22 protein-coding genes are annotated in these 20,500 nt (G+C 66.2%); 12 read left to right on the top strand and 10 right to left on the bottom strand.

Annotated elements, in window-relative coordinates; genetic code table 11:
- Positions 1 to 61: 61 nt before the first annotated feature.
- Positions 62 to 1,075 carry a hypothetical protein gene (locus tag WKW79_RS08315; RefSeq protein WP_340334668.1) on the bottom strand — a complete coding sequence of 338 codons (1,014 nt, stop codon included), beginning with the start codon at positions 1,073 to 1,075 and terminating at the stop codon, positions 62 to 64.
- Positions 1,076 to 1,177: 102 nt separating this feature from the next.
- Positions 1,178 to 2,305: a tRNA nucleotidyltransferase/poly(A) polymerase-related protein gene (locus WKW79_RS08310; RefSeq protein ID WP_340334667.1), complete on the bottom strand. Its 1,128-nt coding sequence runs from the start codon at positions 2,303 to 2,305 to the stop codon at positions 1,178 to 1,180.
- A 208-nt stretch (positions 2,306 to 2,513) separates the two neighbouring features.
- Here WKW79_RS08310 and WKW79_RS08305 point away from each other — a divergent pair, with 208 nt between their 5' ends.
- Positions 2,514 to 3,242, top strand: coding sequence for an OmpW/AlkL family protein (locus WKW79_RS08305; RefSeq protein ID WP_340334666.1), 729 nt, complete (start codon positions 2,514 to 2,516; stop codon positions 3,240 to 3,242).
- A gap of 7 nt (positions 3,243 to 3,249) precedes the next feature.
- Here the strand turns inward: WKW79_RS08305 and WKW79_RS08300 are convergent, their stop codons facing one another.
- The 3 genes from WKW79_RS08300 to WKW79_RS08290 all read right to left on the bottom strand — a co-directional run bounded on the left by WKW79_RS08300 (position 3,250) and on the right by WKW79_RS08290 (position 6,677).
- Positions 3,250 to 3,945 (bottom strand): glutathione S-transferase family protein, encoded by a 696-nt coding sequence (locus WKW79_RS08300; RefSeq protein WP_340334665.1) that lies wholly within the window; start codon positions 3,943 to 3,945, stop codon positions 3,250 to 3,252.
- A 94-nt stretch (positions 3,946 to 4,039) separates the two neighbouring features.
- Positions 4,040 to 4,597, bottom strand: coding sequence for an MgtC/SapB family protein (locus WKW79_RS08295; RefSeq protein ID WP_340334664.1), 558 nt, complete (start codon positions 4,595 to 4,597; stop codon positions 4,040 to 4,042).
- A gap of 76 nt (positions 4,598 to 4,673) precedes the next feature.
- Positions 4,674 to 6,677: a lytic transglycosylase domain-containing protein gene (locus tag WKW79_RS08290; protein WP_340334663.1), complete on the bottom strand. Its 2,004-nt coding sequence runs from the start codon at positions 6,675 to 6,677 to the stop codon at positions 4,674 to 4,676.
- Between the two features lie 9 nt (positions 6,678 to 6,686).
- Between WKW79_RS08290 and WKW79_RS08285 the strand changes: the two genes are divergently transcribed.
- The gene (locus WKW79_RS08285) at positions 6,687 to 7,304 is read left to right on the top strand and encodes a 5-formyltetrahydrofolate cyclo-ligase (protein WP_340334662.1); all 618 of its coding nucleotides are present in this window, start codon (positions 6,687 to 6,689) and stop codon (positions 7,302 to 7,304) included.
- 141 nt (positions 7,305 to 7,445) lie between these two features.
- Here WKW79_RS08285 and WKW79_RS08280 read toward each other — a convergent pair whose 3' ends face one another.
- Positions 7,446 to 8,453, bottom strand: a complete 1,008-nt coding sequence (locus WKW79_RS08280; protein WP_340334661.1) for a Bug family tripartite tricarboxylate transporter substrate binding protein — start codon at positions 8,451 to 8,453, stop codon at positions 7,446 to 7,448.
- Between the two features lie 69 nt (positions 8,454 to 8,522).
- Positions 8,523 to 9,506, bottom strand: a complete 984-nt coding sequence (locus WKW79_RS08275) for a LysR substrate-binding domain-containing protein (RefSeq protein ID WP_340334660.1) — start codon at positions 9,504 to 9,506, stop codon at positions 8,523 to 8,525.
- Positions 9,507 to 9,631: 125 nt separating this feature from the next.
- On the opposite strand from WKW79_RS08275, the gene WKW79_RS08270 reads away from it, so the two are divergent.
- Positions 9,632 to 9,943, top strand: a complete 312-nt coding sequence (locus WKW79_RS08270; protein ID WP_340334659.1) for a DUF2917 domain-containing protein — start codon at positions 9,632 to 9,634, stop codon at positions 9,941 to 9,943.
- 4 nt (positions 9,944 to 9,947) lie between these two features.
- Here WKW79_RS08270 and WKW79_RS08265 read toward each other — a convergent pair whose 3' ends face one another.
- Positions 9,948 to 10,346: a BLUF domain-containing protein gene (locus WKW79_RS08265; RefSeq protein ID WP_340334658.1), complete on the bottom strand. Its 399-nt coding sequence runs from the start codon at positions 10,344 to 10,346 to the stop codon at positions 9,948 to 9,950.
- A gap of 163 nt (positions 10,347 to 10,509) precedes the next feature.
- Here WKW79_RS08265 and WKW79_RS08260 point away from each other — a divergent pair, with 163 nt between their 5' ends.
- Both WKW79_RS08260 and WKW79_RS08255 read left to right on the top strand, forming a co-directional pair.
- Complete coding sequence (locus WKW79_RS08260; RefSeq protein WP_340335171.1) at positions 10,510 to 11,211, top strand: Crp/Fnr family transcriptional regulator; 702 nt, start codon at positions 10,510 to 10,512, stop codon at positions 11,209 to 11,211.
- 17 nt (positions 11,212 to 11,228) lie between these two features.
- The gene (locus tag WKW79_RS08255) at positions 11,229 to 12,515 is read left to right on the top strand and encodes a hypothetical protein (protein ID WP_340334657.1); all 1,287 of its coding nucleotides are present in this window, start codon (positions 11,229 to 11,231) and stop codon (positions 12,513 to 12,515) included.
- Here WKW79_RS08255 and WKW79_RS08250 read toward each other — a convergent pair.
- On the bottom strand, positions 12,497 to 13,408 hold the full coding sequence (locus WKW79_RS08250; protein ID WP_340334656.1) for a DUF6279 family lipoprotein: 912 nt from the start codon (positions 13,406 to 13,408) through the stop codon (positions 12,497 to 12,499). The two genes, WKW79_RS08255 and WKW79_RS08250, sit on opposite strands and share 19 nt — an antisense overlap.
- Here WKW79_RS08250 and glmU point away from each other — a divergent pair.
- On the top strand, positions 13,407 to 14,819 hold the full coding sequence (gene glmU / locus WKW79_RS08245) for a bifunctional UDP-N-acetylglucosamine diphosphorylase/glucosamine-1-phosphate N-acetyltransferase GlmU (RefSeq protein ID WP_340334655.1): 1,413 nt from the start codon (positions 13,407 to 13,409) through the stop codon (positions 14,817 to 14,819). The genes WKW79_RS08250 and glmU overlap by 2 nt on opposite strands.
- 52 nt (positions 14,820 to 14,871) lie before the next feature.
- Here glmU and WKW79_RS08240 read toward each other — a convergent pair whose 3' ends face one another.
- Complete coding sequence (locus tag WKW79_RS08240) at positions 14,872 to 15,369, bottom strand: Lrp/AsnC family transcriptional regulator (RefSeq protein ID WP_340334654.1); 498 nt, start codon at positions 15,367 to 15,369, stop codon at positions 14,872 to 14,874.
- 367 nt (positions 15,370 to 15,736) lie between these two features.
- Between WKW79_RS08240 and WKW79_RS08235 the strand changes: the two genes are divergently transcribed.
- The 6 genes from WKW79_RS08235 to WKW79_RS08210 form a co-directional block, all read left to right on the top strand.
- Entirely contained in the window at positions 15,737 to 16,552 is an 816-nt protein-coding gene (locus WKW79_RS08235; RefSeq protein WP_340334653.1) for a DUF481 domain-containing protein, read from the top strand.
- 342 nt (positions 16,553 to 16,894) lie between these two features.
- On the top strand, positions 16,895 to 18,775 hold the full coding sequence (glmS, locus tag WKW79_RS08230) for a glutamine--fructose-6-phosphate transaminase (isomerizing) (protein ID WP_340334652.1): 1,881 nt from the start codon (positions 16,895 to 16,897) through the stop codon (positions 18,773 to 18,775).
- 67 nt (positions 18,776 to 18,842) lie between these two features.
- Positions 18,843 to 19,241, top strand: a complete 399-nt coding sequence (locus WKW79_RS08225) for an SMP-30/gluconolactonase/LRE family protein (protein ID WP_340334651.1) — start codon at positions 18,843 to 18,845, stop codon at positions 19,239 to 19,241.
- On the top strand, positions 19,198 to 19,620 hold the full coding sequence (gene tnpA, locus WKW79_RS08220) for an IS66-like element accessory protein TnpA (protein WP_340334650.1): 423 nt from the start codon (positions 19,198 to 19,200) through the stop codon (positions 19,618 to 19,620). Before WKW79_RS08225 ends, tnpA begins: the two co-directional genes overlap by 44 nt.
- A gap of 12 nt (positions 19,621 to 19,632) precedes the next feature.
- Positions 19,633 to 19,974, top strand: a complete 342-nt coding sequence (tnpB, locus tag WKW79_RS08215; protein WP_340334649.1) for an IS66 family insertion sequence element accessory protein TnpB — start codon at positions 19,633 to 19,635, stop codon at positions 19,972 to 19,974.
- Positions 19,975 to 20,059: 85 nt separating this feature from the next.
- Positions 20,060 to 20,500, top strand: a 441-nt coding sequence (locus WKW79_RS08210; protein ID WP_479694193.1) for a transposase domain-containing protein, incomplete at its 3' end; no start/stop codon positions are given.

The raw sequence follows: 20,500 nt of genomic DNA, 5'->3' as shown, positions 1-20,500 counted from the left end.
CGATAACAGCGCGGGGCGGTTTCGTGCGTCGGTCAATGCCGCGAATGGAAAAGCCGTGGATTCAGTACGCCGAGTGTGACGTGCAGGTGAACCCCGTACATGCCGCCGGCGTCATGTAGTAGTTGAACGACTCGGGCGTAGGGTTCTGCGCGCTGGGAAGTGTGCGGGGCGACCTGAAGAAATACACATTTCCCTTGGCGCCCTCGGCGTTCGCCTGGTCCAGGAAGGTCCCGCTGACGGGCGGATCGGGCAAGGCCGTGAAGCTGAAGGTGGCCGATTGGGACAGGTCCCTGACGAAGATGAGCCCGTTGTGGAACGAGCCCAATTCGAGTCCCCACACCCCCCGGAAGCGATAGCCGCGGGCACCGTAATCGTTGAACTGCTTCAGCGCGTTGCCCAGTCCGGAATTGAACTCATAGCCGTAGGTGGCGGTGCTCAGCGAGTCCTTGCGATAGACGCTGAGGGAGCCAGAGGCCCTGCTGAATTGGACGCCGTAGTAGCCATCGGCCCCCAAGGCATTGGCCTGCTCCACCATGCCGGACACACTGGGCTGGGAACTGTTGGGCGTGAGTGGCGGTTCCACGAGCTTGTACGTGAATGTCGACGCGGATCCGGTGGTTTTCCGGTAGTAGGCGACGTCGTAGTCGTATTGGTAGTCGGCCAGCCACTCGTAGCCTCGCGCGCCCTGGGTGTTGAGCTGTTCCTGGAAGTCGCCGATGCCGTGCGCCTTGGGCAGGGTCTCGTAGACGTAAGTGGCTTCGGCGTCCTTGATGTAGAGCCCTTGACCCAGGAGCTCGCGGTATCCGCGCGCGCCCTGTGCGTTGAGTTGCGCCAGTCGTTCGTCGGTGGTGTCCGGCCAGGTCAGTGATTCGTAGATCACCGTGTTGATCGCTGGTGTTGTCGGCGTCGTGGGTGTGGTGGGGGTGGTCGGTGTCACCGCCACCGGATCCGCAGGCGTCGTGGGGGTTGAGCCGGTGGGGGGCGTGATCGGCAGGCCGGAATATCCGTGGCCACCACCGCCGCCGCAGGCGGACAGGGCCACGGCGGACGCCGCGACCCAGAGTCGAAATTTCATGCGTGTCTCCCTGAATGTTGTGCATGGCGCGCCGCGCTTGGGCCGCGACGCAGGTCGAGTTTGGCACGGCCCCCCGCTTGAGCCAAGCGGCACACGCCCAGGTCAGTCGAACGCGCGGGCGACTGCCTCGATTCGCGCGCGTCGGATCGCGTCGCCGATCTTCGGACCCGATTCCCCTGCCGACTGGGCCTCGCGCGCGATGACGTTGGTGGCGACAGCCTGAACGGCCGACAACGCCGCGCCCAGGCGCTGGCCGGCCCGGGTGGCGTCGCCGACCTCGCAGCATTCGCAGGCCTGCAGCAGTTGCCCGAAACGCGCCGGCTTGCGGATGGCATCGCAGCGCTCGAGCAGCGCGACGATGTCGGCGGCGCCCAGCGTCGTGCTCGCCCCCACGGACTGGCCTTCGCGCGCCAACAGCAGCGCGAGGTCGCGCTCGTCCGTTGGCGCCCGCAAGCGATCGCAAACGGCGAGCAGCGTCGGCGTCGCCAGGCCCCATGTGAGGCAACCGAAGCGAACCGGCAACGGCGCACCGAGCCGTGCAGTTCTGTCGATGGATCGAAGACGGTAGGCATGGGCCTCGACCCCGGGCAGCAACCGTTGCAGCGCGCCGCATGCCTGCAGCACGTCGAACATCCGCGACGGCATGGCTTCCATCAACCCGCGTGCCAGTTCCTGCCACACGCGCTCGGGCACCAGCGCATCGACCTCGCCGGCCTCGACCATGCCGCGCATCAGCGCCATCGTCTCCGGTGCGATGCTGAAGTCATGGAAGCGCGCCGAAAAGCGCGCCACGCGCAGGATGCGCACCGGATCCTCGCGAAAGGCGTGGGTCACATGGCGCAGCACCTTGTCGCGCAGGTCGCGCTGGCCGTGGAACGGGTCGACCAGGGCGTTCGCATCGGTCGTCGCCGCATCGGCCAGCTCGGCCGGGAGTGCGATCGCATTGATGGTGAGGTCGCGCCGCGCCAGGTCTTCCTCGATCGTCACCTCGGGCGAGGCATGGATGGTGAAGCCGCGGTAGCCCGGCGCGCTCTTGCGCTCGGTGCGGGCCAGCGCATGTTCCTCGCGCGTCTTCGGATGCAGGAACACCGGGAAATCGCGGCCCACCGGCAGGTAGCCGCGCGCCACCATCTGCTCGGGCGTGGCGCCGACCACGAGCCAGTCGCGGTCGCTCACCGGCAGGCCGAGCAGCCGGTCGCGCAAGGCGCCGCCCACGAGATAGGTCCTCATACCAGATGTCATCCGACCGAGTGTAGGAGTGGGTTGTTTGCAATTTGAGACAATTAGGGTTTTCCCGGCGCCACTGTGGTGCAAGTCTTTTCAGCGCTCTCTGGTCGTGGTGGCTTGGCCACCTCGACGCACTCCCCCTCGGGGAGCTTGCCCGGCACCGCCAGGCCTCGGGCGCGCAACCAACCGATATCTCGAAAAAGGATTCCCCATGAAGAAACAAGCATTGCGCGCGCTCGCCGTATTGGCCGCCCTCGCGTCGGGCAGCGCCATGGCGCAAAAGGCTGGCGACTGGGTCGTCGGCGCCGGCTGGATGCACTTGGCGCCCCAGGATTCGAGCCAGCCCTTGGCACTGACCTCGCCCGTGGCGACCGTGGTGCCCGGCTCCGGCGCACGCGTGAGCAATTCCGACACGCTGGGCCTGACGGCGATGTATTTCATCGACAGCCACTGGGCCGTCGAAGGCGTGCTCGGCGTGCCGCCCAAGTTCAAGCTCTACGGCACCGGCAGCCTGGAATCTGTCGGCGAGATCGGCGAAGCCCGCCAGTGGAGCCCGACGGTACTCGGCAAGTACTACTTCAACGACGGCGATGCGAAGTTCCGTCCGTACGTCGGCCTGGGCGCGACCTACGTCTGGTACTCCGACGTGAACCTCACGCCGAGCCTCCAGGGCGCGATGGGCAAGCTGCTGCACGCGCCGGCCGGTGCCACGGTGACCACGGCCAAGCTCGACGGCACCTTCGCACCGGTGGCGAATGTCGGCATGGCCTGGCAGTTCGACCCGCACTGGGGCCTGTCGGCATCGGTCTCCTACATCCCGATGAAGACCACCGCCAAGCTCACGACCACGACCGTTGCCGGCTTCCCGGTGGCCACGAGCCAGACGAAGCTGACGCTCAACCCGATCGTCCCCTACGTGGCTGTCACCTACAAGTTTTGACGATCAGTCAGCGCTTGAGCCTGTACGGCTCGTCGAACGCCACGAAGTCGTGCTCGACCAGCGCCGCGTCGATCCACGCCTTCACGCCCGGCAGCGCCTCCACGCGCTTCAGGTAGGCCGCGATGTCCGCCGGCACCGGCAGGGCATAGCGCGTGAGCCGCATCACCACCGGCGCGTAGTACGCGTCGGCGATGCTGAAGCGGCCGAACAGCATGCCGTCGGCATGGCTGGCCGCGTGGTCGGCGAGCAATTCACTCCACATCGAAACGATGCGCGCCACGTTGGCGCGCACGCCGGCGTTGTCGCGCCAGATGATGGCGCCTTGCTCTGCCATGTCGGCCTCGATGTTCATCACGCAGGCCGAACGCAGCGCGCCGAAACCGGCATGCATCTCGGCGCAGATGCTGCGCGCGCGGGCGCGTTGTTTGCGGTCCGCGGGCCATAGCTGCGCCTCGGTGCAGGTCTCGGCCAGGTATTCGGCAATGGCCAGCGTGTCCCAGATGGCCAGGCCGTCATCGACCAGCACCGGCACCGTGCCGTTCGGATTGATCGGGAGCATGGTGCGCTTGAAGACCGAGTCCTCGCCGAAGGAGTCGAACTTCACCATGACCTCCTCGAACGCGATGCCCGCCTGCTTCATCAGCACCCACGGCCGCATCGACCACGACGAATAGTTCTTGTTGCCCACGTACAGCTGGCGCATGGCTCGGCCCTTTGGAGTTTTTCAGAGCCGCGATGCTAGCGCCTTGGCGCACGCCGGTTGATGCTGAAAAGCGGCTGGATTGATGCGCCGCGGTTCAGGAGTCGCGCGTGTCTTGTGGGCGTTCGTGCGCGTCATCGCCCTTGTCGCGCGGCGCGCCCCACATGCGCTCGATCACGCTGACGACGTGCGGCACCAGCGCCAGCACGGCCAGTGCCAGCAACGTGCTCGCCACCGCGGTCGTCTCCCGGCCGAGCCCGCAGGCCATGCCGATGGCCGCCGTCATCCAGAGCCCGGCGGCGGTGGTCAGGCCCTGCACCTGCTGCTCGTCCTTGCCCTGCTTGAGGATGGTGCCCGCGCAGAGAAAGCCGACACCGGCCACCAGTCCCTGGATCACGCGGCTGATGTCGGAGGGGTCCATGCCGGTCTGCAGCGGAATCAGCACGAACATCGCCGAGCCGATCGCCACCAGCATGTGCGTGCGAACACCCGCTGCCTTTCCTTTCTCCTCGCGCTCGAAACCCAGCACGAAGCCGAGCAACGCGGCCAGCGTCAGCCGCACCGCGATGCGCGTCAGTTGCGCGAGATCCGGCACGTCCGAGAACTCGGCCGCGACGGTGTCGGAGATGGTGGTGGTCCAGTGGGATGAGGCCATGGCCTCACCACTCTAGCCAGCGAAGCGCGCGCTGGCTGTAGGAGCGAGGCGTTTCAGTTGCCCCGCGCGGCCAAGCTTATGGCAGATCCTTGTTGGGCTCGGGCATCGCAGCATCGCGCGGCCCGATGCGTCCCAGCCGCGCCTTCAGCGATTGCGGCTTGCCCGTGATGATGGCCGCGTAGTTGGTGGTGTTGGCCAGCACCTTCTTCACGTAGTCGCGCGTCTCGGCAAAGGGCACGTTCTCGGCCCAGATCGCCGCTTCCATCACCGGCCCGTTGCGCCAGCTGCGCGGACGACCGGGGCCGGCGTTGTAGGCGGCGGCGGCCAGCGGCATCGAGCCGTCGAAGTCGTCCAGCGCCAGCTTGAGGTAGCTGGTGCCGATGACGATGTTGGTCTCCCGGTCGTTGATCTGGCTGGGCGTGAAGCCGGCCATGCCGATCTTGTTGGCGGTCCACTTGGCGGTGGCCGGCATCACCTGCATCAGGCCCGAGGCGCCGACGCCCGAGCGCGCATCCATGATGAAGCGGCTCTCCTGCCGGATCAGCCCGTAGACGTAGGCCGGGTCGAGCCCGATGTCGGCGCTCTTGCGCAGCACCGTGTCGTGGAAGGGCATCGGGAAGCGCTGCTCGGCATCGATCACGCCCTTGGTGCGCTCGCTGGTATTGATGCAGCGGTCCCACACCTCGCGCTGGCAGGCGTAGTCGGCCGCGGCCAGCAGCGCGCGGTCGTCCATGCCGCCCTTGTCGTGCAGGTTGGTGGCGTAGTTCCATTCGCGCGTGCCTTCGGCGCGCAGGCCCATCGAGATGGCATAGAGCCCGCGGACCAGCGAAGGGTTGTTGGCGGCGGCGCGCTTTTCCTCGGCGGTGAGGGGCGCCGGCCGGGTCGGCATGCTGGCGCGCTGGCCAATTTCCTCCAGCGCCAGCATCTCGTAGAAGCCGCGCGTACCGGCGATGGTCTCGTAGAGGCGGCGAGCCTCGGCACGGCGATCGTCGCCGCCGATGGCCTGCAGCGAACGCGCGCGCCAGTAGACCCAGGTCGGGTCCTGCTGCCCCTCGGGGCTCATGGCGGCGGTGGCGGCCTGGACTTCCTTCCAGTTGCCCATGCGCAGCGCGGCGCGGGTCTTCCAGCCGAGCATGTCGTCGCTCAGGTCGCCGTTCTTCGTGACGTTGTCGAAGTAGCCCATCGCTCCTGGCGAGAGCTTGCTCGCGGCCTGCTTGCCGATGACGCCCCAGATCCAGTTGCGTTCCTCCGGCGAGAGCATCGTGCTCCAGCGGTCCTGCAGCATAGAGGCAGCCTGGTCCGGGTCCGCCACCGCGATGCGGATGAGCGCCAGCACCACGATCTCGCGGCGCGCCTTGCCCGCGACCGGGCCGCTCTTGATCAGGTACTTGGCCGCGCCGGCGTTCATCTCGTCGAACTGTGGCACGGCGTCAGGCGAGGCAATCAGCACGGCGCCACGCGCTGCCCCCGGACGATTGGCCTCGACCGACAACCGGGCTCTCTTCCACGCGTCGTTCGGCGACATCATGCGCGCCGACACGAGGCGGTCGGCAGCGGTCGCGCAGCCGTCATCGTTTTCGCGCTGCGCGTACCAGGTGCGTCGAACTTCGTCCGCCTGCGCCGCGGTGGGCAAGCCTCCGGCGCGCAGCATGTCGACCAGCACGGCATAGCAACGCACCTGCCCGTCGTCGCGCATGCGGTAGGCGTCGTGCATCGTCGCGAAGGCATCCCAGTCGCGGCGCTGGCCGAGCAGCAGCAGCCAGTCGTTGCGCAGGCGATCCTCTTGATAAGTGCCGGCGTAGCGCGTTAAAAAGTCCTGCACTTCCTGCGGGTTGGCTTCCTGCAGGCGAGCCTTCAGTTCCCAGTAGGCGGCCCAGGGCTCGAGGATGTGGCCGCGCGCCTGCGGCAGCAGGGCGGAGAGCCGGGCCTTGTCGCCGCGCTGCGACGCCTGCTTCATCTGCAGCAGGATGTCGTCGTTCTGGTTGCTTTGCGCGCTGGTTGGCTGCGACAAGGTCGTTGCAGCCAGAACAAGAATGGAGAGAAAGGTTCTCGTGGGTGCCAAAATGCTTCGGAACTGCATCGGGGGATTATGGACAAGTCAAACGACGCCGACACCTCGGCCACCGCCACTTTTCTGAAGCGTCAGCTACGTAATGCACTGATCGAGCAGCGTCTATCGATGCCCGACCGGGAAGTGCGCGCCGACCTGCTGCAGCGCGTGATGCGCATCTGGCTGGTCGGCCGGCCCGATACGGTGATCGGCGCCTACTGGCCCATCAAGGGCGAGTTCGACCCGCTGCCGGCGCTGCATCGCTGGAAAGAGGACGGCGAGCTGCAGGGCGCGCCGCAGCCGCGGCAGATCGGCCTGCCGGTGATGAACCGCCAGCACAAGACGCTGACCTTCCATTCCTGGTATCCCGGCTGCCCGATGGAGCACGATGCCTTCGATATTCCCAAGCCCAAGGACACGATGCTGATCGTGCCCACGCTGCTGTTCGTGCCCTGCCTGGGCTACAGCGCGGGCGGCTACCGACTGGGATACGGCGGCGGCTTCTATGACCGCACGCTGGCGACGCTGCAACCCAAGCCGTTCACCGTGGGCCTCGGCTTCACGCAAGGCTTCCTGGACGACTTCGAGCCCGAGCCGCACGATGTGCCGCTGGACGCCATCCTCAATGACAACGGGGTGGTCTGGCCGATTGGGTGACGCGCCGCATGCAGTGCACGCCATCCTCGCAGAGTTGAGGGGCATCACGACGAGGCTTGTTCGTGGGCACCCACGGAACCGGCTCTGCCGGGCCGTTGGGTGCGCCCTCTCGAGGGGGAGCGCCGTAGGCGCTTGGGGGTGTCAGTCAAGTTTCGCCCCGGACGCCTTGACCATGCGCTGCCACACCGGCAGGTCGCGCTTGTAGGTCGCGGCAAAGGCCTCGGGCGTGCCGGCCGTGACCGTGAAACCCATGTTGGCCACGCGCTGCGCGATGTCGGGCGCCTCGAATATCGTCTGCACCTCGCTGGAGAGACGCTGCACGATCTCGCGCGGCGTCTTCGCAGGCGCGCCCATGCCGATGAAGCCCACGATCTGATAGACCTCGTCATTCAGGCCCTGCTCCAGGATGGTCGGCGTGTTCGGTAGGATCGGCATGCGTTTGGTGCCGGTCACGCCGATCAGCTTGAGCTTGGCCGTGTCCGCATGCGGCTTGGAGTTGAGCGCGCTGGCGAAGGCCATCTGGATCTGGCCGCCGATCAGGTCCTGGATCATGGCCGCCTCGCCCTTGTAGGCGGCATGCGCCATGTCGCCGTCCGCCACCTGGCTCATGTGCGCGCCCGCCATGTGCGCGTACGAGCCGTTGCCCCAGGAGCCGTAGGACAGCTTGCCCTTGTTGGCCGCGATGTACTTCATCAACTCCGGCATGGTGCTGGCGGCAATCGAGGGATGCACCGCCAGCGTCACCGGCGCCACCACGATCTGCGAGACGAGCGCCAGGTCGCGCTGCGGGTTGTAGGGCAGGCTTTCGTAGAGGAACTGGTTGGTCAGCATCGAGGTGGTGAGGGCGACCAGCAGGGTGTAGCCGTCGGGCGCGGCCTTGGCCACCGCATCGGTGCCCACGATGCCGCCGGCGCCGCCCTTGTTGTCGATGATCGCGGGCTGCCCGAGGCGCGCTGAGAGCTTGTCCCCGATGATGCGGGCGAGGTTGTCGGTCGCGCCGCCGGGCGGGTAGGGCACCACGATGCGGATGGGCCTGGATGGCCAGGCCTGGGCATGAGCCGTGGGCAGCAGCAGCGTGGCCGCGGCGCCGGCCGCGAGGGCGAGGCAATGACGGCGCGTGGGCGCCGACGGTGGGTTCGAACGAGTCATGTCTCCTCCTTGATTTGTCGGCCGATTGTCTGGCTGCGCGCGCCTACAGACAACCCGCGCCAGGGAGGGTCATTCGATGAAATCCACCGTATCCGGGTCGGGCACCTCGCCAATGGTCTGGCGCGTGATGGCGGCCTGCGCTTGCAACCAGTCGCAGAAGGCCTTGATCTCCGGGCGCTGTGCGCTGCGGGGGGAGATCATCAGCCAGTAGGCCATCGGTGAATCCAGTCGGTGCTGCGGCAGCACTTGGACGAGGTCGCCGTTCGCCAGGCTCTCGGCAATGAGCGAACTTCGCGCCAGTACCAGGCCCTGGCCGGTCAACGCCGCCTGCGCCATCTGGTAGGCATAGCTGAAGTACAGCCAGCGTCGCGGCTGCGCACGGGCCTGGCCGTTGATCTCGAACCAGCGGCGCCAGGTCAGCCATTCAAGGTGGGTGCGGTGTGCATCGCCAGCCTCGATCAGCGTGAATTGCGCGATGTCGGCGGGCGTCCTGATCGGCGGGCTGCTCTTGATGAGCCAGGGGCTGGCCACCGGCGTCAGGGTTTCGCCAAACAGTCGCAGCGATCCTGGCGGCATCGAACTCGGCGGGGCGTAACGCAGCGCCAGATCGACATCGGCAACGTCGAGGTCCACGGCGGTGTCGCTGGCGTCGATGCGAATGTCGATGTCGGGGTTGTCGCGCTGGAAGGCTTCGAGCCGCGGGATCAACCACATCGATGCAAAGGATGCGAAGGTGGTGAGCGACACGCTCTTGCGTCCCGCGCTCTGGCGGATCTGCCGCACCGCGCCGTCGATGCGCGGCAGCGACTGCTGCACGGCGAGCAATAGTTGCGAGCCCGCGCTGGTGAGCTCGACCGCGCGCGTATGGCGAAGGAAGAGCGCGACGCCGACCTCCTCCTCCAGCGACTGGATCTGCCGGCTCACGGCCGACTGGGTCAGCGCCATCTCTTCTGCGGCGGCCCGGAAGTTGAGGTGCCGGGCGACGGCCTCGAACGCACGCAGGTGGCCCGCCGAGATGGGCCGGGAACGCAGGTGGGTCTGGGAATACTGCACGGTGATTGATGCGGAAACGGAATCAGTAGCCTATCTCGTATTCATTGGACTGCCAACGGGGCAAGACCGATCATTCATTCCCGAATCGCGATTTTGCGAATTTCGGAACCACACAGGAGTTCATCATGTCCACCGCCGTCTACGCCCCGTCCTCGTCCGCATCGCTGCCCGCACGTCCGGCCACCGTGCCGGCCGCGACGCGTCGCGGCGCGTGGCAGATTTGCGCCGGCCAGGCGATCAGCCTGAAGGCGTCATCGAACAGCATCATGCGGATTCGTCAGGGTCGCGTCTGGGTCACGCTCGATGCCAACCGCGCGCATGGCAGCGAAGACATCGTGCTCGCCCCCGGCGAGTCGCTGAAGGTCGCTGCCGGCGAACGGCTCGTGATGGAGCCGTGGGATGGCTACGGCGCGACCTACACGTGGGACGTTGCCTGAACGTCTACGAAACGTCGTAGCCGGGTCGCAGTTCGAGGAAGCGCGCGAGCGCTTCCTCCCCGTCGAGCCGGTCGAGGTCCGGGAAGTCCTTCTCCGCATCGACCAGACCCATCTCGAAGCGCGGATAGCGGCGCTGGCCAAGCGGGCCTTCATAGACCACGCGAACATCAGTGTGGCGCGGGTCATCGCCGATGCGGTCCATCAGGCGCACTATGGCGTCGCGCGGTCCCTCGAAGTGCTGGCAGAAGCGATCGCCATCGAAGACCAGTAGACCTGTGACGCCGCTCTGTGCGTTGCGCACGCGTGCGTGAGCAACTATTGCGCCCACCACGGCCGGTGATACTCCGGTGGTGAGCTTGCTGCAATAAAGAATCTCATGAAGGGCTTGGTTCGCTGGGGACATCAGGCCGGCGAGTCTAGGGAGCAATTCACAATCCGAAAATGTGAAAAGACACAGTGTGGCGCCCGAGTCAGGGTTCGCAGCCTATAGTGCGCCGGTGAAACTCGAGGACTACGCCGCACCTGTCTATCCCCCGCATTGCACCCATCCGTGCGAGGCGTGCGGACTGCGTGCCAGTCCCGCCTTCACGCCGGTATCGGTCGAGGAACTCCTGGCAATTCAATCTTTTCGCCACGGCGAGCGAGTAGTGGAGGCGGGTCGTGCGGTCATCGAGGAGTCCCGTGCAAGCCCGCAACTGTTCACGCTCTATTCAGGTTGGGCGTTTCGCTTCAAGACGCTGAGCGACGGCCGGCGCCAGATCCTCAGTTTCCTGCTGCCGGGCGATTTCATCGGCGTGCAGGACGAGTTCGCGGATGGCCAGACGCACGGTGTGGAGGCGGCCACGGTGGTCACGCTGTGCGTGTTCCCGCGCGACAAGCTCTGGCCCCTGTTCAACAGCCAGCCGCGGCTCGGCTATGACATCACCTGGCTGGCCGCGCGTGAAGAAAAGATGGTCGACGACAATCTGGTGACCGCGGGTCGGCGCAATGCGACCGAGCGCGTGGCGATGCTGCTCATGCACCTGTATCGCCGCGCAAGGCGCGCAGGACTGGAGCGCGACGGCTGGGTCGAGTTCCCGTTCAACCAGCAGCACATCGCCGATGCGATCGGCCTGTCCCTCGTTCACACCAACAAGACCTTGCGGCGGCTACAGCAACTCGGCCTGCACGAGTTCGACAATGGCTGGCTGCGCATCCTCGATCCGAAGGCGCTCGAAGCCCTCGGCGACTATTTCGAACGGCCCCTGCGGCCGACACCACTGATCTGAAAGCGTTCCCGATCTCCATGAATCTCAAAGCCCGTTTGCGCCAGATACTGGCAGTTGGCGGTATCGAAACGCTCGGGGTGGTCTTCGCAGGCATTGCCGGACTGCTCATCGTCAATGTGTTGCCCAAGGAACAGTACGCGCAGTACACCTTTCTTGTCGCCGCTTCGAACCTGATGCTGGGTATCAGCGATCTCGGCCTTGCGCATTGCGTGTTGCCGATCATCGGCACGCGTGCCGGCGAGAAGACGTGGGTGGTCGGCGTCTCCAGGCAGGTCTTCAGTTGGCGGTGGGTGATGCTGACGGGGGGACTGCTGGTGGTGGGGCCTTACTGGTACTTCAATTCCAGCGGTCGGGGCTGGATCGAGCCAGCTTACCTGGTTGGCACGGTGTTGTACTTCACCATCGTGCTGCTGCAGCTTCGGGAGCACTACTACAACTCTGTGGCAGTTGTCCTGGGCCATATCTCCACCACCAACCGGATCGCCGCGGTGGCGTTGACGACCCGCCTCGTGTTGATCGGCGCGGTGCTGTTGCTGCCGGTCACGGACTGGTCGGTCACCGGCATCCTCGGCGCCACGGCGGCGGCGGGCATGGTGGCAGTGGAGATGTATCGCATCGCTTTGCGCAAGCTGGAGGTGCCCGACTTCACGCTGGACGCTGCGGATCGAAAGAAGGTCGACAAGCAGGCGCTGAAGATCACGCTGCCCTTGTTGCCGGCCGGGATCTTCCTGCAGGTGCAGGGCGTAGCCACCATCTTCCTTGCGTCGTTGTTTGGGTCCACCGACCTGCTGGCCGAGGTGGGTGCGTTCGGCCGGCTGGCAATCGTGTTGACGGTGGTGGATCGTGTGACCAGCGTGCTGCTGTTTCCGGTGCTGGCGCGTACGCCTACGGGGCCGCGGCTCGGGAAGATCGTGCTGCGCGTGCACGCGGCCTATATGGCAGCGATGGCGCTGGTGTTCCTCAGCGCCGTGTTTGGCGGGCACTTCTGGGTGATGCTGCTCGGCGCGAAGTACGCCAACCTGGAATCGCATGTGTGGATGGTGATTCTCTCGGCCATCCTGATCAACGCCTCCGGCTTCGCCTTCCGCACGCTGGCCGTGCGCGGACTCACGGCCAAGCAGCACTACACCGTGCCGGTGATCATCAGCGTGCAGGTCCTCTACTTCTGGCTGTTCGGCATTTCAGACCTGGTGTCGGTGCTTGGCTTCGGCATTGCCACCAGTCTGGCCAATTTCGTCGCTCAGTATGCGCTGCTCGGCGCGCGGATGTCGCACCTGCACAAGGATCAGGACGCCGCCAGCTGACGCACGTCGTTCTCGTAGTCGCGCAGCCGCCGTGCCGCGCGCTCGCGCTGGGCGGGGGTGGTGGTGTTGTGCAGGGCGGCGAGGTTGCGGCAGCCCTCCATCGACAGGGCTTGCTGGTAGTCGCGCCAGGGGCCGGGCGGTGGGTGGGCGGTGCGCTGCACATACCCATTCAGCGCGGCCTGGGCCGCCTGCATGTCCTGGGTGCCCGGGGCCTCGGCCGGGGAGGGCGAGCCCGCACGCAGTCCGCGCAGCAAGGCCAGTGCTTCCTGTTGTCGCGTCCGTCGCTGTGCATCGAACCGCTCGGCACTGAAGACGGATTGCGCGACAAGTTGCCGCAGCAGTTCGCGCTGCGATTTGTCGAGCGGCCCGTAGAAGTCCTCGTAGCGGTCGAGGAGTTGATCGAAGCGTTTGTCCTGACGCTTGTTCGCATCGAGAACGAGCCAGTCCTTGCGGTAGCTCTCGTTGACCTTGGCGTACTTGCGCTGCAGATGTTGAAGCTGGGCATCGCCAAGACTGAGCACCAGTTCCGCGCCTGGCGCCTCGGCCTGCACCGCAAAGGCCAGCAGGCGATCACGGATCTCGTCGCTGAGGGCGCACACTTGCTCCGCCGTGAGCGTGTCCGGTGCCAGCGACTGCGCTTTCTGCAGCAGGGGGATGAAGCGGGGCAACTCATTGCGGCGGTGCCAGTCCAGCAGTTGCGCGAGCGCCTCGCGTACGCGCGGTGACTGGGTGGCGTCGAGGTCGACGTAGCCGTCGAGCCACCACCATGTCACGGTCGGCAGGTTGTTGTAGGCCAGCTTGACCGAGCTGCAGGCGACCAGCAGCGCGCACCCGAGGGCGCCGACGATAATCCGCGCCAACTTCCAGCATTGATCGAGCGAGCAGGTACGCATGACAGATTTTTCCCACAACAACGAAGAGCCGGTCGACATCGTCGTCATGGCGGCCGGCAAGGGCACGCGCATGAAGAGCAGCTGGCCCAAAGTGTTGCATCGTTTGGCGGGCCGCGCATTGGCGCTGCACGTGCTGGACACCGCGGCGCGACTGCACGCGCGCTGCGTGGTGGTGGTGACCGGCCACGGCGCCAACGAGGTCGAGGCCGCGCTGGCCGATGCGCCCTGCGCTCCGGTCTTCGCGCGCCAGATGCCGCAACTCGGCACCGGCCATGCGGTACAGCAGGCGGCGCCGCTGCTGCCGGATGACGGCATCGTGGTGGTGCTGTCGGGCGACGTGCCGCTGATCCGCGATGACACCCTGCGCGCCTTGATCGCGGCCTGCGCCGGCCGCCGGCTGGCGCTGCTGACCATCGACTTCGAGAATCCGACCGGCTATGGCCGCATCCTGCGCGACGGCGAGGCGGTGCAGGCCATCGTCGAACAGAAGGACGCGACCGAAGAACAGCGCGCGATCAAGGAGGTCTACAGTGGTGTGATGGCGGTGCCCGCGCGGCTGCTCAAGCCCTGGTTGGCGCGGCTGGACAACCGCAACGCCCAGGGCGAGTTCTACCTGACCGACATCGTGCGCATGGCCACCCTCGATGGCGTGCCGGTGGTGGCGCACCGCACCGACGATCACCTGCAGGTCACGGGTGTGAACGATCCGGCCCAGCTGGCGGGCCTGGAGCGCGCCTGGCAGCGCCGGCTGGCCGATGCGCTGATGGCGCAGGGCGTGCGGCTGGCCGATCCGGCGCGCTTCGACGTGCGCGGCACGCTGGTGTGCGAGGCGGACGTGGAGATCGACGTCAACTGCGTCTTCGAAGGTGCGGTGTCATTGGGCGCGGGCGTGACGATCGGCGCCAATTGCGTGATTGCCAACGCGCGCATCGAGACCGGCGCGGTGATCCATCCGTTCACCCACATCGATGGCGAGAAGGTTGGCGTGACGGTTGGCGAGGGATCGCGCATCGGGCCGTTCGCGCGGCTGCGTCCGGGCGCGCGCCTGGGCGCCGAGGTGCACATCGGCAACTTCGTCGAGGTCAAGAATTCCACGCTGGACGCGGGGGCCAAGGCCAACCACCTGGCCTACCTGGGCGATGCCACGGTGGGTGCGCGCGTGAACTACGGCGCCGGCAGCATCACGGCCAACTACGACGGCGCCAACAAGCACCGCACCATCATCGGCGACGACGTGCACGTGGGCAGCAACTGCGTGCTGGTGGCGCCGCTGACCATCGGCGCCGGCGGCACGGTGGGCGGCGGCTCGACGGTGACCAAGTCGACCGACCCGGGCGCGCTCACGATCGGGCGCTCCAAGCAGGTGAGCTTCGCGGACTGGAAGCGGCCTGTGAAGAAGCCGAAGGCGTGACCCACCCCCGAATCGTTCCGCGGGTGCCCACGAGATGCACTTCGGGTTCCTGCTATCTTTTTTCTAACGCGTCCATGGGGACGAGGGGTGCGAACTTCGAGCGTTTCAGGCTGAAGTACGCCTTGACGTTGCGCACGTTGGCATCCGCCGTGAACAGGCGCTGTTGCAGCGCCAGGTAGTCGGGCATGTCGCGCGTCGCGACGATCAGCACGAAGTCAGGCCCGGGCGACACGCGGTAGCACTGCTGCACGGCGTCGTCGGGCGCGACGCGCGCCTCGAAGGCGTCCAGCGCCTCGCTGCCCTGGCGGTCCAGCGAGATCTCCACCACCGCCTGCAACCCATGGCCCAGCAGGGGCGCGAGCTTGTCGGGCGAGAGCAAGGCGATGTCGCGCTCGACCAAGCCGGCGGCGCGCAGGCGCTGCACGCGGCGCAGGCAGGTGGGCGGCGAGAGGTGGAGGTCGGCTGCCAGTTGCTGGTTGGTCCGCGAGGCATCGCGCTGCAGGGCGTCGAGCAGGCGCAGGTCGATGGGGTCCAGCGAGATTGATTCCATGATCGGCGAGATTCTGGAGGAAAACTCCGGCGCCCGGCGTGGATGGCATCCGATTTCATGGATCGACGGGTATTGGAATGCGAGCGAGTGCAAAGCGCGCGCTCGACTCGTCTTCGTGCCGCAAAGTTGCAAGCCGGAAGTCGAATAGGACGAATGGCGCGCGCCGGATTTGACTTATTTCACGGAAAGCCCATTGGTAGTTCGAAAGTTCCTCTTTTGGACGTCATCGCGGTGCAACCGGGTCAACTTCGCCCTTAAAAAAGGCGTTCCGGGCCAGTGCCTACAACCCCCTCCGTGCCTATGAATCCTTGATTCCTCTCCCTCCCACGCGTTTCAAGCACACATAAAACTTCAATTTCAGGGACCCATGAACCGTACTTCTTCCAAACTGTCACACATCACCCGCGCGACAGCGGCCTGCATTGCCGCACTTGGTGCTGCCGCCACGGCGCAGGCGCAAACGGTGAAGCAGCCGCCTCCGGTGGCCGCTCCGGCGCCCGCCACGGCGCCTGTCACGCCGCTGGACAACCAGTGGCATGGCGGCATCTCGATCGGCGGGGCGGCCGCGTCGGGCAATGCCTCGACCCTCGTGCTGACGGCTGCGGCCGACGGCGTCAAGGCGACCGCGAAGGACAAGATCTCGCTGTGGGGCATCGCGAACTATGGCAGCAGCAAGAACAATGGCGTGAAGACGACCAACAACGACAGCCTGCGCCTGGGCGGCCGCTACGACTACAACCTGACGCAGAGCGTGTTTGCCTTCGGCACGGGCGAGGGTGAGACCAACAAGGTCGCCGGACTGCGTTCGCGCATTGGCGCCGACGTGGGCGCGGGCTATCACCTCCTCCAGACGCCGGACACCACTTTCGACGTCTACGCTGGTGTCGGTGCGGCAAACGTCCGCTACACGGATGGCCGGTCGGCCAGCGGCGCGGAACTGTTGTTTGGCGAGCAGTCGTCGCACCGGCTGAGTTCGACCACGACCTTCAAGCAACGCCTGGAGTTCCGCCCGGGCACTGGGGACCTGGGCGCCTTGACCACCTTCGACGCCGGATTGGCCACTGCCATCTCCGGCACCTGGACGCTCAATACCGGCGTGACCATTCGCCACGCCTCCAAGGTGCCGCTGGGCCGCAAGACCACTGATGCACTGCTCACGGTGGGCTTCGGCTACAAGTACTGAGAAGGGGTGAAGCTTTCTACTGCGGACGCCGATCTCGGGCCTGCGGTGCTCACTGCACGTGAGTGCAGTTCCGCGCCGCAGACCCGACCTCGGCGCCCTCGCTACGAAAGCTTCACCTCTTCTTCCCGCTGCCGATGTGAACTTGGTCCGCTTAGGCGGACCTTTTCACTAGCTCTGCGCTAGTGTTTGGATGATTATTCCGTATTTGTTGAGTTTTTGAAATAAATATCCATAAACTGGGATACATGGCAAAATAATTCAAATATTAGAGACTATTGAAATCATTATTTGACGCGAGGCGCCTACCATTCGCACCTTGGCAATCCTTCAAGGCAACTTCCTATGTGCGGCATCGTCGGCGCAGCATCCCATCGCAACATCGTCCCGGTCCTGGTCCAGGGCCTCCAGCGGCTTGAATACCGCGGTTATGACTCCTGCGGCGTGGCCGTCCATGCGGGCGGCCTGACGCGGGCGCGTACCACCTCGCGCGTGGCCGACCTGCTGACCCAGGTGCATGACGACAAGATTGAAGGCCTCACTGGCATCGCCCACACCCGCTGGGCCACGCACGGCGCGCCGGCGGTGCACAACGCGCACCCGCATTTCAGCCACGGCGCCGGCGAGGGCGCGGAAAAGGCCCGCCCGGCCCGCATCGCGATGGTCCACAACGGCATCATCGAGAACCATGAGCCGCTGCGTGCCGCGCTGCAGGCGAAGGGCTACGTCTTCCACAGCCAGACCGACACCGAGGTCATCGCCCACCTGATCGACAGCCTCTACGACGGCGACCTGTTCGAGGCGGTCAAGGCCGCGGTGCTGCAACTGCATGGCGCCTACGCGATCGCCGTGATCTGCCGCGACGAGCCGCAGCGCGTCATCGGCGCGCGCGCCGGCTCGCCGCTGATCCTGGGCGTGGGCAAGGACGGCACCGAGAACTTCCTGGCCAGCGACGCGATGGCGCTGGCCGGCGTGACCGACCAGATCGTCTACCTCGAGGAAGGCGACGTGATTGACCTGCAGCCGGGCAAGTACTGGATCGTCGACCGCGCGCACAAGCCGGTGACGCGCACCGTGCGCACCGTGCAGGCGCACAGCGGCGCGGCCGAGCTCGGCCCGTACCGCCACTACATGCAGAAGGAAATCTTCGAGCAGCCGCGCGCCATCGCCGACACGCTCGAAGGCGTGGTGGGCATCGCGCCGGAACTGTTCGATGGCGTGACGCACGATGGCAGCACCGGCGCCAGCGCGCACCGCGTGTTCAAGGAGATCGACAAGGTCCTGATCCTGGCCTGCGGGACCAGCTACTACAGCGGCTGCACGGCCAAGTACTGGCTGGAAAGCATCGCGAAGATCCCGACGCAGGTCGAGATCGCGAGCGAATACCGCTACCGCGATTCGGTGCCCGACCCCAAGACGCTGGTCGTCACGATCACCCAATCTGGCGAGACCGCCGACACGCTGGCGGCGCTGAAGCATGCGCGCAGCCTGGGCATGGAGCAGACGCTGACGATCTGCAACGTGGCCACCAGCGCGATGGTGCGCGAATGCAAGCTGGCCTACATCACGCGTGCCGGCGTCGAGATCGGCGTGGCCTCGACCAAGGCCTTCACGACGCAGTTGGCAGGCCTGTTCCTGCTGACGCTGGCGTTGGCGCAGGCCAAGGGCCGGCTGAGCGATGCGGATGAAGCGCAGTACCTGCAGGAGATGCGGCACCTGCCGGTCGCGTTGCAATCCGTGCTGGCGCTGGAGCCGCAACTCATCAGCTGGTCGGAAGACTTCGCGCGCAAGGAAAACGCGCTGTTCCTCGGCCGCGGGCTGCACTATCCGATTGCGCTGGAAGGTGCGCTCAAGCTCAAGGAAGTGACCTATATCCATGCCGAGGCCTACGCCGCGGGCGAACTGAAGCACGGCCCGCTGGCGCTGGTGACCAGCGAGATGCCGGTCGTGACCGTGGCGCCCAACGATGCGCTGCTGGAGAAGCTCAAGAGCAACCTGCAGGAAGTGCGGGCGCGCGGCGGCGTGTTGTATGTGCTGGCCGATGGCGACACGAAGATCGAGAGCAGCGAAGGCGTGCATGTGATTCGCATGCCGGAGCACTACGGCGTGCTGTCGCCGCTGCTGCATGTGGTGTCGCTGCAGTTGCTCGCGTATCACACGGCGTGTGCGCGTGGCACGGATGTGGACAAGCCGCGCAACCTGGCCAAGAGCGTCACGGTGGAGTGAGCATGGAACTGCGCTCGGGGGGAAGAGCGGGCCCGCGGTCCGCGTCGTCGTCCAGGCCCGTGACCAGTTGGGCGAAACGCCCCTGTGGTGCCCGCGCACAGAAAAAATCTGGTGGATAGACATCGAGCGTCGCAGGCTGCAGTCCTTCGACGAAAGCACCGGCCAGCACGACATCCACCGCTTCGACAACAGCACCTTCCTGGGAAGCCTGGCCTTGCACCGCCGGGGCGGATTCGTCGTGGCGCTCGACAACAGCCTGCACCGCTTCGAACCTGCCAACACGTCGCTGGAGCACATCGTCGACGTGGAACCCGCCGGCAATGGCACGCGGCTGAATGACGGCCGATGCGACCGTCGCGGTCGCCTGTGGATCGTGAGCGTCCGGCGGTCCCACCTTGCGCCTTCCGCGGCACCCTTAGAGGATGGCGTCCACCTATTTTTGGCGGACACCTATGCATCCCAATAGCTCCAATCGCCGGGTCCACAGTGCCGAGTTCAAGGCGCGGGTCTTGGCCGAGTGCCGGCAGCCCGGCACGTCGGTCTCAGCCGTGGCCATCGCACATGGCTTGAATGCCAACGTCGTGCGCAAGTGGCTCACGGGCCGCGGTCTCAAGCGCATGAGCGTCGCTGCGCCGGCGGCCAGTGGCGCCGCGCCCGCTCTGCAGTTCGTCCCTGTGGAGTTGCCACGGTCTGAGTGCGTGGTCGCCACCCCAACATCCCAGTCCGAGATCCGCATCGAGCTCCAGCGCGGCGGCCTACACGTGAAGCTTGAGTGCGCTGCCAGCGCAGGCGCGCTGTATGCCGCGCAATTGCGCGCCTTAGCCGAAGCGCTGTGCGCCGTCTAAGGAGCCTGCCCGTTGATCCGCATTGATTCGCTGTGGCTGTGCACCCAGCCGCAGGACATGCGTGCCGGCGCCGACCGGTTGCTCAACATCGTCGTCAACACCGTCGGCTCGGCGCACGCGCACCACGGCTACCTGTTTGCCAACTTGCGCGCCACGCGCATCAAGCTGCTCGTGCACGACGGGTTCGGTGTGTGGTGCGCCACGCGCCGCCTGCACGCGGGTCGCTTCGTCTGGTTGGAGCGTGCGCCAGGGCAGGCTCCAACGCTGCAGTTGACCGCGCAGCAGTTCGAAGCCCTGGCGGTGGGTCTGCCCTGGCAACGCTTGGGCGAGCTCAGCGTCATCAGTCGAACCTGAGTGCTGGGCGCTGACAGCCCAGTGCCGCCGTTGACATCGCATCTGCGGATGCGCAGCACGTCCCCACTCGTGCAACATACCGAGCATGCTCGGCGACACCGCTTCCCCCCGGATCGACATGGCGCAACTGCCGCCAGAGGCGGTGGCGCTGATCACTGGGTTGCATCAGAAGGTGCAGGCCCAGGCGCGGGAGATCGCCTGGCGCGACGCCAAACTCGAGAAGATCAACTTCGAGCTTGCCCGTCTCAAGCGCTGGAAGTTCGGTGCCAAGACCGAGGCTATGACGGCTCAGCAGCGCACCCTGTTCCACGATGCGCTGGCAGAGGACGAGGCCAGCCTGCAGGCGCAACTCGCCGCATTGCAGCGCGGCCTGCCCGAGGCGCCCAAGACGCCGAAGGCACCCCCTCGTAAGCCGCGCCGCCAGGCGCTGCCCGAGCATCTGGAGCGCGTCGAGCATCGCCACGAACCTCAGGACACCACCTGCCAGAACCCTGAGTGCGGCTGGCCCATGCACCGCGTCGGCGAG

This window comes from Variovorax robiniae (assembly GCF_037889955.1).
Classification (GTDB): domain Bacteria; phylum Pseudomonadota; class Gammaproteobacteria; order Burkholderiales; family Burkholderiaceae_C; genus Variovorax; species Variovorax robiniae.
This window is presented reverse-complemented; position numbering and strand designations above follow the sequence as displayed.